Origin of the sequence: Caballeronia sordidicola, from assembly GCF_000729995.1 — a bacterium.
GTDB classification, from domain to species: Bacteria; Pseudomonadota; Gammaproteobacteria; order Burkholderiales; family Burkholderiaceae; genus Caballeronia; species Caballeronia sordidicola_A.
In genome coordinates, this window is record NZ_JNFG01000010.1 from 25,770 (window position 1) to 37,091 (window position 11,322).

Consider the following 11,322-nt stretch of genomic DNA (forward strand, 5'->3'; position numbering starts at 1 on the left):
TGGATAGAAACAGAAACGCTGTGATGCGAACGTCCAGGCTTCTTGTTGTGGCCTGGATCGGTGGTCCCGAGACGATCAAAAAAGCGGGACCCGGAAATTCAGGGCAGCAAACGTCCCGGATTGAACAGGTTGTGCGGATCGAGCGCGTTCTTCACCGCGCGCATCAGGCCGAGTTCAACTGCGGATTTGTAGTGCGCCATCTCCGGCAGCCCGGTTTGCCCGACGCCGTGCTCCGCGCTGAACGTGCCGCGCAATTCATGCGCGACGTCGTTCACGCAGCGGCGCATGGTGTTGGCCATCGAGGAGCGATCGGCGAGTTGGCGCCAGGCTTCGAAGGTGAAGAAGGGGATGAAATGCGCGTTGCCGTCGCCAAGATGCGCGACCACGATGATGTCCAGCCCGGGAACAATGGCATGCACCGCTTGCGTGGCGCGCTCAATGAACAGCGGCACCGCCGACACCGGCACCGCACAGTCGGTCGTCAGGCCCACGCCTGCTTTCTTATTGGCTTCGGACACGCTATGGCGAATTTCCCAGAGGGCGGCGCGTTGGGTCTCGTTGCTGGCGAGAACGGCGTCATGGATCAACCCGGCTTCGGCCGCGTGTTCCAGGGTTTGCTGCATCAACGCAGTCATTTCCTCGCCGCCGTGGGTGTCTCCCAGTTCAACCAGCACATGCCATTCATGCAGCTCCGAGAGCGGATTGCGACGGCCGGGAACATGCTCGATCACGAGTTCGAGCTGGCGGCGGTTGATCATCTCGAAGGCGCTCAGCCGTGACCCGCACGCGGCCTGGAATATCCCCAGGATGTGCAGCGCGGCGGCGGGGTCCACTGGGGCGAACCACGCAAGCGCGTGTTGCGCCGGCAGCGGATGCAGCTTCAACGTAGCAGCCGTGATAATCCCGAGCGTGCCTTCCGTGCCGATAAACAAGTGCTTCAGGTCGAGTCCTGTGTTGTCCTTGCGCAAGGCGCGCAGCCCGTTCCAGACGGTGCCGTCGGCGAGTACGACCTCCAGACCCAGCACGTTGTCGCGCGTATTGCCGTAGCGCAGAACGGCGGTCCCGCCCGCATTGGTCGACAAATTCCCGCCGATCTGGCACGAACCCTCGGCGCCCAGACTGACCGCATACAAGCGTTGTTCGGCGGCTGCCGCATCCTGGATGGTCTTCAGCACGCAACCGGCTTCGACTTCCATCGAGCCGTTAGCTGCATCTATATGACGAATGCGCCGCATGCGCGTCAAATTGACGATGACCGGCGGCAGGCCCACGTTCGCCGGCACCGCGCCCGCGCACAGACTGGTATTGCCGCCTTGCGGCAGGACCGGGACGCCGTACTCCGCGCACAAGCGCACGACGACCGACACCTGCGAGGTATTCGAGGGCTGGACGAGCGCTGCCGCCGGACCTTTGTAGCGGCCACGCCAGTCTTCCGTGAAAGGCGCGAGGTCGGATTCGGCCGTCAGTACCGCATCGGCTCCGAGTTCCGCTTCCAGGGCTGTGATCAACGCCGTGACGTTTTTCATGTCAACTTCCTCGATAGGCATCGACGGCCTCCCGGATCATCAAAGGATCATCGGAAGCGCCGCGTCTAACGAAGAGAGTAGGGAGAAAAAAATCGCATTGAAATGCGATTGACCGCAATGCGATTAAAATAGGCGTTATCGCCAATCTGACAGTCAGCGAGGTACGTGCACGGCTCCCTGCAAAGCTGCGACGCGAAAAAACCACCTCACGAGAAGCAAAGTCGACGAAAATCGTCCGTCACCGAACCAGCGCGCGTTAATCGGGGTCGGAATAACGGCGCTTTTTTTATGCTCAATTAGGGGACTTCATGTGGCTTGCACGGTCTTGAATCGAGCTAATTCGTCCGCAATTGACTACTTGTCCGAGCTAAATGTTGGTGTTTTGCTGCGCTCGGCTACTAAATACGCCTGATATTGGCGTTTACCTCACTAGCCGCAACCAAGTTGCTATAGACTGTACGACCCGCGCGAGTACTGCGCTCGTTAGCGCGCCCCGCCTCCAAACTGATTCAGTTTTGCTCGAATCAACGCATCGAATTGGCTGAATAAGCTGAATAGCTGAACCCGAGGTGATGATCCCGTCGGTCGTCACGGTAGTGCTCGTGTCTAACCGCTTGTGCACTGGTTTGTTATTACAGAGCAAAGCTGTCGAGGAAATGTATGACAAGTTTTGATCCAACCGAATCTACCGCCGGCAACGGCGTTCCTGCAAAAAAATCGAAAGCCCGCCGTGGGGCTGCGGACAAGTTGTCGCGCCCAATGGACGAAAGCGTTTGCTCGCCCGAGCAGGCCGATGAACGTCAACGCCAGATGCGGGCGTTGATTCAACTGGGAAAGCAGCAAGGTTTCCTGACCCACGCGGAGATCAACGATCACCTGCCGGGTAACTTTGCGCAGACATCGGCTATCGAAACCATTGTCAGCACGTTCCGCGACATGGGTGTGGCCGTCTACGAAGAAGCGCCGGACTCGGAAACGCTGCTGCTGAATGATTCCGCCCCCACGGCGGTGTCGGACGAGCAATCGGACGAGGAAGCGGAAGTCACGCTGGCGACCGTCGACTCGGAATTCGGCCGGACGACCGATCCCGTGCGTATGTATATGCGCGAAATGGGCAGCACCGAACTGCTGACCCGTGCGGGTGAGATCGAAATCGCGAAGCGCATTGAAGATGGCCTCGGCGAGATGATCAAGGCGGCATTCGCGTGCCCGTCGACCGTGGTCACGTTGCTCACGACCGTGGACAAGATTGTCGCGGGCGAGCTGCGCATCGACGAACTGGTCGACGGCTTCAAGGACACCACGCTGGACGAAGACGCGGTCGCGGCGGATGCCGATACCGACGCTGAACTCGACGAAGCCGAACTCGCGTCGGAAAGCGACGACGAAGACGGCGAGACCGAGGACGAGCAGGCCACGCGTGCGAACGCAACGCGTCTCAAGCATTTGCTGCGCGATTGCCTGCCTATTTTCTCGAACGTGCGGGACCATTTCGACGCGTTCCATGCGGCTTATACCGCCGACGACTCGCGCACCGGCGAATGGCCGAGCGTGCAGGAACACATCCAGCAAGAACTGGCGACGATCCGCTTTACCGCTCGTACCATCGATAAGTTGTGCGCCGAGGTTCACGAGCAAGTCGAACAGGTTCGCGCTATCGAGCGCCGCATCCTGAAGATCGCGGTCGACGTCGCGGGCATGCCGCGCGAGAAGTTTGTGGAAGTGTTCCCGGGCCACGAGACGGATCTCGAGTGGACAACCCGTCACGCCGCCTCGAGCGTCTATGGCAAGGCGCTGGAACGCAGCCTGCCGGCCATCCAGGCGGAACAGCAGAAGCTGATCCAGATCGAGTCGAACCTGATGTTGCCGTTGTTGCAGCTGAAGGCGCTCAACAAGCAGATGACGTCCGCCGAGCACAAGATGCGTCAGGCGAAGCGCGAAATGACAGAAGCGAATTTGCGTCTGGTGATCTCGATCGCGAAGAAGTACGTGAACCGCGGCATGCATTTCCTGGATCTGATCCAGGAAGGCAACATTGGCTTGATGAAGGCTGTGGACAAGTTCGAATACCGTCGTGGCTGGAAGTTTTCGACGTACGCCACGTGGTGGGTCCGTCAGGCTGTGACGCGTTCGCTCGCCGATCAGGGCCGGACTATTCGCGTGCCGGTGCACATGATCGAGACGATCAACAAGCTGAACCGCGTATCGCGCGAAATCCTGCAGCAGACGGGACAGGAAGCGCATCCGTCGGTGCTGGCGGTTCGCCTCGATTTGTCGGAAGAAAAGGTTCGCAGCATTCTGAAGATCGCGCGGCAACCGGTTTCGCTCGAAACGCCTTTGGGCGAAGACGGCGACACGACGCTGGGCGACATGGTGGAAGATTCGGCCACGGAATCCCCGGCTGATGCCGCCATGCACGCCGACATGCGTCTGGCGATCAAGGATGCGCTGGATTCATTGTCGCCGCGTGAAGCGAAGGTGCTGCGCATGCGCTTTGGTATCGACACCGTGTCCGACCATACGCTGGAAGAGGTCGGCAAGCAGTTCGATGTGACGCGTGAGCGGATTCGCCAGATTGAAAGCAAGGCGATGCGCAAGCTCGTGCATCCGAGCCGGTCGGAGAAGTTGCGCTCGTTCCTGGCGCATTAAGGTTCGCCGTAAGGATCGCTGCAGTATCTAGACGCCGTTGGACTCGAAAGGGTCCAACGGCGTTTTTGTATGTGGATCTGCCGCTAACCCGTCGAGCCCGTCATCAAGCGCCGGCCGCAGCTCCAGTGCCAACCTTGCTCTTGTAGAACCCCGGCAGTACCAACGCATCCGGACTTCTGGCAAGATGCACCCCCTGCTTCACGGCGGCGCTGAATTGAAACGACGTGCTCCACAAGCGGATGCGAGTCCGGAAGAAGTCCGCCCACTGGAATTCGGCAAACGGCTCTGGCGTTTTAATGTAGCCGCCCGCATTGCGAACAAACGCTGACAGGCTCCGGTACGGATCGTCTATGAGCCCCGAGACATTGGGCGGAATGGCGGCAACGCCATGCAGGATGCCGTGCTCGTCATAGGGGTGCACCCATCGCCGGTTTGCCATCTCCAGCCAGAAGGCGTCGCCTTTCAGTTTCGACAGGTCGGCCATGACTTCAACGTAAGCGTAATTAATCTGGGCATCGAATAGCGCCCGCGCAAGGTGATGATGATCAGTCGCGAAGTGGGTACCATCCCGGCCCAACACGGCCGGAATAGGCAGGGCCTTGAGCGCGCGCTTCAATTCTTCCGCGGGCAGGGACGCGAAGTGCTTGCGTTTCTCATCGACCTCCAGCATTCCGGCGGTTATTTGCGTTGGATGGATCTGCTGCAATTCCAGCCTGACTAATTTTTTCATAGCGTGTACGCCGGGTCTTTATTTAGTATGCGGCAAGCGTACCCGACGCAGTGCGAGCCAACAAGTTTGCGCAAGCAGTCCGGGCGGTGCGCGGACGTTCGCGTCCTGGTCACGCTATTCAAACGCGCGCGCTTCGCATTTGTTTTGCATGACCCACCGTCATTTTTCGCGGTTATTGTTACGGGGCGTGTTATTGAGATGATGAGGCGCGCTTGGTGTAAATGCTGAGGTCCATGCCGATGAAACCGGTTAGCCTGTGGGCCATCCCGGTTAGCGGTGGTGATTAACAAATCGAGCGAAAGGCATATGTCAGCATCAGTCGCAAATTCTTCGACCAAAGTTGTACAAGGGGCGCCGGTTCTCATGCTCGGTGCTGTAGGCGTTGTTTTTGGCGACATCGGCACAAGTCCGCTTTATACCCTCAGGGAGTGCCTGAAGGCCGCGGGCGGGGTCAGTCAGACTAACGTGTTTGGCATCGTGTCGCTAATTCTCTGGTCGATCCTGATTGTCGTCACGCTCAAGTATGTCAGCTTCGTGATGCGCGCAGGCAATGACGGCGAAGGCGGCATTCTTGCGCTGACCGCGTTGGCATCAGGCGTCGCTCCCGAGCGCTTGCGTAATGTCCTGCTAACGCTCGGCGTGTTCGGCGCGGCCATGTTCTACGGCGACTCCATGATTACGCCGGCCATTTCCGTCATTTCGGCGGTGGAAGGCGTGACGCTTATCGATGCTCAGCTCACCGCCTGGATCGTGCCGATTTCATTGGTTATCCTGACGGGATTGTTCGCCATCCAGAAGCACGGCACCAGTGCCGTGGGGAAGGTCTTCGGGCCGGTCATGGTGGTGTGGTTCGTGACCTTGGCCGCGTTGGGCTTGCTGCACATCGTCCAGCATCCGGTCATTCTTGAAGCGGCTTCGCCGACCTTCGCCATCGCTTTCCTGGCACATAGCCCGGGCACGGCATTCATTGTGCTGGGTTCGGTTTTCCTCGCGCTGACGGGTGGTGAAGCCTTGTATGCGGACATGGGGCATTTCGGTAAAAAGCCGATCCGTCTCGCATGGATGTTCCTCGTCTGGCCGAGTCTGGTCATGAACTATTTCGGTCAGGGTGCGCTTGTCATGATGCATCCCGATACGCTCAAGCAACCGTTCTTCGAGTCGGCTCCCGGCTGGGCGCTTGTCCCGCTCGTCATCCTGGCGACGGCGGCGACCATCATCGCGTCGCAAGCGGTGATCTCGGGTGCGTTCTCCATGACGAAGCAAGCAGTACAACTTGGTTTCCTGCCGCGCATTCCGATCGTTCATACGTCGACGCATGAGATCGGCCAGGTCTACGTGCCGTTCATCAATCTCTCGTTGTTCGCGGCCGTTGTGTTCCTGGTGGTGTTCTTCAAATCATCCGATAACCTCGCCTCTGCCTACGGTATCGCGGTGGCGTCCACCATGCTGCTCACCACGTTGCTGATGTACTTCATCACGCATTGCCTATGGCACTGGAAACCACTGGCAACAGCGCTTGTCATCGGGCCTTTTGCGGTTGTCGACGCGGTGTTTGTATCGAGTAACGTCAGCAAGGTCCTCGACGGCGGCTGGTTTCCGCTGCTGGCAGGCGCTACGTTGTTCACGATCATGACGACCTGGCACAAGGGCCGCGAAATGCTGGTCGACCGGATGAAATCAGATAACTTGCCGCTCAAGGACATCATCTATTCGCTGTGCAGGAGCAGTCACCCGCCGTCGCGCGTTGAAGGCACGGCAGTGTTTCCGGGCGGCGTGGCCGGCATGACACCGACGGCGTTCATGCACAACCTCAAGCACAACCGCGTGCTGCACAATACGAACATCTTTCTTGCTGGCACGACCGACAACGTGCCCCATGTCAGGGACGCCGACAAGGCCGTGGTGGAGGATCTTGGCGATGGTTGTTATGCGGTCATTGTGCGTCACGGCTTCATGGAGATTCCGGACGTGCCGGTGCTTCTGACGCTGATCCAGAAGCAGATTCCCGGCTGGACTTACGACGCTGCCGATACCTCGTTCTTCCTCGCCCGCGACACGATTCGTGCGACCGGTGAAAGCAAGGCGATGGCGCTTTGGCGCGAGAAGCTGTTCGCGTTCCTGGGTCGCAATGCGGCGCAAGCGGCGGAGTACTATAGCTTGCCGCCTAATCGCGTGGTGGAGTTGGGCGGACAGATCAATATGTAAAGGCGGTGCCTGACCGGAGAGGTTCGAAATGACCCCGCAAACAAGCTTCAAGCGCGTCTGGATGATCACCGGCGCATCGCGTGGAATGGGCGCCGAGATTACCGCTGCGGCGCTCGCTCAAGGTGACGCCGTGGTTGCCACGGCCCGCAAATCGAGCGCCGTCACCAACGCACTCGGCTCGCAGCCGGGCCTGTTGGCTGTCGACCTCGATGTCACCAGCGAGTCCGCGGCTCATCAAGCCGTCAAGCTGGCGATGGAGCATTTCGGCCGCATCGATGTGCTTGTCAATAACGCCGGTTATGGCTTGGCAGGCGCGGTCGAAGAGACCAGTGCCGAAGAGGTCCGCAGCATTTTCGACACCAACGTGATGGGTTTGCTGAACGTCACCCGCGCCGTGCTGCCGCAAATGCGCAGCCAGCGCTCCGGGCATGTGATCAACATGTCGTCGCTGGGCGGTTATCGGGTCGGTGCGGGTTTCGGCGTGTACGGCGCAACCAAGTTCGCCGTGGAAGGGCTTTCAGAAGCGCTCCACGCAGAACTTTCGGCGCTTGGCATCCATGTCACGGTCGTCGAGCCAGGCTATTTCCGAACGGACTTTCTCGATTCATCGTCCGCGATGGAAGCGGAGAACGTGATCGCGGATTATGCCGAAACCGCCGGCAAGGTTCGAGTGTCGGCGAGCGCATTCAACGGTCGGCAACCAGGAGATCCGAAGAGGCTCGCGCAAGCGCTGCTGACGTTGGTGTCGGCCGCCAATCCGCCGCTGCGGCTTCAGTTGGGCACGGACGCCTTGGCGCGGGTTCGTGAGAAGCATGCGTTTGTCGAGCAGGAGCTGAAGACCTGGGAGACGTTGTCGCGATCGACCGACTTTCCTACGTGAGTAAGGCGTTCTGTTGCGTGCTCAGAGGGTGTCTGCCAAGTGGCTTATCATTGCTGAAACCCTGTCCTGTGCAGATATGCAGATGCGATACGGCATAAGGAAGCGGGGCCGACTGCTTGCCTATGCGCGTCCCATGAACGCCTCATGAGCGCCGGAGAGGACCGAACATGACTGCATCGAACGAAACCGGGCACGCCGCCACAAGGGATGTCATCACGCGTTTCTATCGTGCCATCGAGCTTGCGGATATAGCGCTCCTGCGCACGGCCGTCACATCTGACTGGCAGTATCTGCCAAGTGCATCGGGACAGGCGATCGGCGCGGAGCAGATCGCGCCCATGCTTGCAGACCTGTTGCACGCGTTGCCCGATATGAAAATCGTCCTGCTCAATGTCCTGATCCACGATGCCATGGTCGGCGTGCGTGCAAAGGTCACGGGCACGCAGTCGGGACCGCTCATGGGCATTCCAGCCACATCCAAGGTGGTCGAGTTCGCGATTCATTCTTTCCATGAATTCCGCGATGACCGCATTGCGAAGACGTGGCACCTTGAAGACTGGCTGGGCTTATTCCGGCAAATTGGCGAGTTGCCGCCGGGCATGACTAACCGGCCCGCTTAGGAAACCAGGCAGTTGCAGCGCGCTCATTACGTCAGACTATATTAGCGAGTTAGGTATTTCCCGCCGGGAGACCGCGGGATTTAGCGGAATGCACTAACATTCGTATCCTTCATGGAGGATGACGGATGGACCGTATGGAACTCGACAAGATAGATCGCGCAATGCTGATCGCGATCCAGGCCGATGGCCGCGCGACTAACGCGAGCCTCGCCGAAGCCGTTGGACTTAGCGAAACGCCGTGCGCTCGACGTCTCAAGCGGCTGGAAGCAGAAGGTTATATAGAAGGGTATCGGGCGGTTTTGTCCAAGTCCGCATTGAAACTGGGTCTGGTCGCATTTACGCTGGTGCGTTTTGGCGTGCACGACCGGCAACTGGCCGACCGGTTCGAGCGCGAAATCCAGGCCATACCGCGTATTGTTTCGTGCCACAACATTTCCGGTAGCGCAGACTATCTGCTGCAAGTCGTCGCGCGAGATCTGGAGGACTATGGCACGTTCCTCCGAGACGTATTGCGGACATTGCCCGGCGTTACGGCCGTCGAGTCCACGCTTTCGCTGCGCGAGGTAAAGCGTGATGCGGGGTTGCCATTGCTTTAAGCGTCCCTGTGAAAAAATCGTCAGGATGACGAATGAGCGGCTTGCTCTCGATCTACTGCGACCCAGCCTTCGGCGCTTGCGCCGCGCCGGCACTATAAAAACGCGCGAGATCTTGCTTGAGCGAATGCAGGGCGGCATCGTCGAGATAGATCATGTGGCCCGTCGGATAATACGTGCGCTGCACGTTTGATCTGAGGGACGGGTCCAGCCCCATATGCGCCAGATCGTATTCGGTCTGAAAGAACGGCGTCGCCAGATCAAAATAGCCGTTGAGCGACAGCACGCGCAGTTGGGGATCCTGCCGCATCGCTTCAGCGAGGTCGCCGGCTGCATAGGGCAACGCAAGCTGCTCGCCCCACCACTCGCGATGTTTCCAGTTCCATTGCTTCAACGCGTCGTCGTTGAATACGCGATACGCATCTTTCGGTTCGACGTGCAGGTCTTGTGCGAGATGCTCGTGGAACGCAGCAACGAAGGCGCTCGACACGCTGGTGACCGACGCGTCGTAGTCGGGATGCTCGGACGCGTCGTCGTAGTCCATGCCTTCGAATCGCGCATCGTAGCGGCCCACTGTGCGTGATTCGCGTATCAGCAGTTGCTTGCGAAATCGCGGCGGCCAGATTTGCAGGCGCGACTGCTTGATGTAGTTCACATCGAGCCCCGTGTAATGCGCCAAACGTGCGGCGATTGCGTCGCGCTCGGAATCGGGGAGCGAATCGCCTGCTGCTAATGCTTGCGCGTAGGGGCCGGAAGCGAACGCCCGGACCTCGTCGAGGAACGCCGGTAAGCTCGGCGGCTTGGGCACGATCTTGTCGTGATACCAGGCAATGGCCGCATAGGTCGGCAAGTAGCTCTCGGCCTCCAGATCCGTTCCATTCATGTGCGCGCCCGAGTTGAGGACGGAGGACATCAAGACGACCCCGTTCAACGCAATGTTGTTCTGGCTCAGGCGATACGCAAGCATGGCGGCGCGCGCCGTTCCATACGATTCGCCAAGCAGGTACTTCGGCGAATTCCAGCGCTGGTTCACGCTCAGGTAGCGCTCGATAAAGTGGTCGAAGGCCTCCAGGTCTTCATCGACGCCCCAGAAGCGCTTGCCGGTGGCGCGGCCTACGATTCTTGAGAAGCCTGCACCGGGTGCATCGATGAAGACCAGATCGGTCGTGTCCAGAAGACTGTCCGGATTGTCCGCGAGCACGTAAGGCGCCGGCGCCGTGATAGCGGGACTCGACGTATGCGCACGCTTCGGCCCGAACGATCCCATCAGCAGGAAGACGCTGCCCGCGCCCGGGCCGCCGTTAAAAAGAAACGTGATGGGACGTGTGGCGGTGCTTTTCGTATTCGACGTATAAGCAACATAAAAGACACTGGCCTCTGCCTGCCCCGCGTTGTTGCGCAGAAGCAGATTGCCGGCTGTGGCCGTGTAGTCGATCTTGTGCCCGTCGAGACGGATCGAATGTTGCGTGACCGACGTGGTTTCCGGCGGGACCGGTATCAGGGTGTCGGCTTTCGTTTCGCTGGCGGCGTCACTGGCAGCGGCCGGCGCTCGCGCAGCGCTTACGCTGTTGCGGCGAGCGGGGTTGACGTTCGCATCCGATGCGGCACGGGCGCTGGCCTGAGCGGAGGGTTTGGCCGCATCTGGGCGCGCTGGTGTTCCGGCCGGCAATGAAGCGGACGCGTCGGGCGACTCCTGTATGTCGGCGGGCGCGGCTGAGGTGTCTGCCGGCGCTGCGCCGGTTTCCTGGGACAAGGCAGCGGACGGTCCGCCGGCGAGGCCAAGCACGATCAGACTGCTCATGAGACCGCTTACTGCTGTATGGAAACAAGCGCGCATCTTAGTCCTAGCCGTTTTTGTTTTCTGTAGGTGCTGCGTGGATTCTCGATAAGCCCACTCGCTGCGTCAATAGCGTTGTTGTCATCGGAGTGATAACGCAAGGTCCGTAAGCGCTCATGTAAGTATTTCGAAGCCGTGGTGTTAGCCAGGACATGGCTGAACACAAGTACAACAAGAAGCCAAAGATGCTTGAGTTAACCCTTAGCGCCTTTTCCGTTCACTCAATCTATGCTGCCGTACGCGAGATGGATTCGCCGATCCGCTTACGCTTTCCTATACTTG

General features: G+C 59.4%; 8 protein-coding genes. 5 read left to right on the forward strand and 3 right to left on the reverse strand.

Going from position 1 to position 11,322, the window contains the following annotated elements:
* Window positions 1–98 precede the first annotated feature (98 nt).
* Window positions 99–1,526, reverse strand: coding sequence for an FAD-binding oxidoreductase (locus FH08_RS0110975; protein ID WP_031358361.1), 1,428 nt, complete (start codon window positions 1,524–1,526; stop codon window positions 99–101).
* Window positions 1,527–2,285: 759 nt separating this feature from the next.
* Here FH08_RS0110975 and rpoD point away from each other — a divergent pair.
* Window positions 2,286–4,175: an RNA polymerase sigma factor RpoD gene (rpoD, locus tag FH08_RS0110980; RefSeq protein WP_152602802.1), complete on the forward strand. Its 1,890-nt coding sequence runs from the start codon at window positions 2,286–2,288 to the stop codon at window positions 4,173–4,175.
* 103 nt (window positions 4,176–4,278) lie between these two features.
* Here the strand turns inward: rpoD and FH08_RS0110985 are convergent, their stop codons facing one another.
* Window positions 4,279–4,905 carry a ParB-like protein gene (locus FH08_RS0110985; RefSeq protein ID WP_031358363.1) on the reverse strand — a complete coding sequence of 209 codons (627 nt, stop codon included), beginning with the start codon at window positions 4,903–4,905 and terminating at the stop codon, window positions 4,279–4,281.
* A gap of 306 nt (window positions 4,906–5,211) precedes the next feature.
* On the opposite strand from FH08_RS0110985, the gene FH08_RS0110990 reads away from it, so the two are divergent.
* From FH08_RS0110990 to FH08_RS0111005, 4 genes are all read left to right on the forward strand, one after another.
* Window positions 5,212–7,110 carry a potassium transporter Kup gene (locus FH08_RS0110990; protein WP_031358364.1) on the forward strand — a complete coding sequence of 633 codons (1,899 nt, stop codon included), beginning with the start codon at window positions 5,212–5,214 and terminating at the stop codon, window positions 7,108–7,110.
* A 28-nt stretch (window positions 7,111–7,138) separates the two neighbouring features.
* A complete protein-coding gene (locus FH08_RS0110995; RefSeq protein ID WP_031358365.1) occupies window positions 7,139–7,990 on the forward strand; it encodes an oxidoreductase in 852 nt (283 codons plus the stop codon).
* A gap of 167 nt (window positions 7,991–8,157) precedes the next feature.
* Window positions 8,158–8,610, forward strand: coding sequence for an ester cyclase (locus tag FH08_RS0111000; RefSeq protein ID WP_031358366.1), 453 nt, complete (start codon window positions 8,158–8,160; stop codon window positions 8,608–8,610).
* 134 nt (window positions 8,611–8,744) lie between these two features.
* Window positions 8,745–9,206 (forward strand): Lrp/AsnC family transcriptional regulator, encoded by a 462-nt coding sequence (locus FH08_RS0111005; RefSeq protein WP_031358367.1) that lies wholly within the window; start codon window positions 8,745–8,747, stop codon window positions 9,204–9,206.
* A gap of 52 nt (window positions 9,207–9,258) precedes the next feature.
* Here FH08_RS0111005 and FH08_RS0111010 read toward each other — a convergent pair whose 3' ends face one another.
* Window positions 9,259–11,004, reverse strand: a complete 1,746-nt coding sequence (locus tag FH08_RS0111010) for a S10 family peptidase (RefSeq protein WP_081889435.1) — start codon at window positions 11,002–11,004, stop codon at window positions 9,259–9,261.
* Between the last annotated feature and the right edge of the window lie 318 nt (window positions 11,005–11,322).

Excerpts from the sequence above, each read along its gene's own strand:
- FH08_RS0110975 (WP_031358361.1), bottom strand. The coding sequence starts at position 1,526 with ATGAAAAACGTCACGGCGTTGATCACAGCCCTGGAAGCGGAACTCGGA.
- rpoD (WP_152602802.1), top strand. The coding sequence starts at position 2,286 with ATGGACGAAAGCGTTTGCTCGCCCGAGCAGGCCGATGAACGTCAACGC.
- FH08_RS0110985 (WP_031358363.1), bottom strand. The coding sequence starts at position 4,905 with ATGAAAAAATTAGTCAGGCTGGAATTGCAGCAGATCCATCCAACGCAA.
- FH08_RS0110990 (WP_031358364.1), top strand. The coding sequence starts at position 5,212 with ATGTCAGCATCAGTCGCAAATTCTTCGACCAAAGTTGTACAAGGGGCG.
- FH08_RS0110995 (WP_031358365.1), top strand. The coding sequence starts at position 7,139 with ATGACCCCGCAAACAAGCTTCAAGCGCGTCTGGATGATCACCGGCGCA.
- FH08_RS0111000 (WP_031358366.1), top strand. The coding sequence starts at position 8,158 with ATGACTGCATCGAACGAAACCGGGCACGCCGCCACAAGGGATGTCATC.
- FH08_RS0111005 (WP_031358367.1), top strand. The coding sequence starts at position 8,745 with ATGGAACTCGACAAGATAGATCGCGCAATGCTGATCGCGATCCAGGCC.
- FH08_RS0111010 (WP_081889435.1), bottom strand. The coding sequence starts at position 11,004 with ATGAGCAGTCTGATCGTGCTTGGCCTCGCCGGCGGACCGTCCGCTGCC.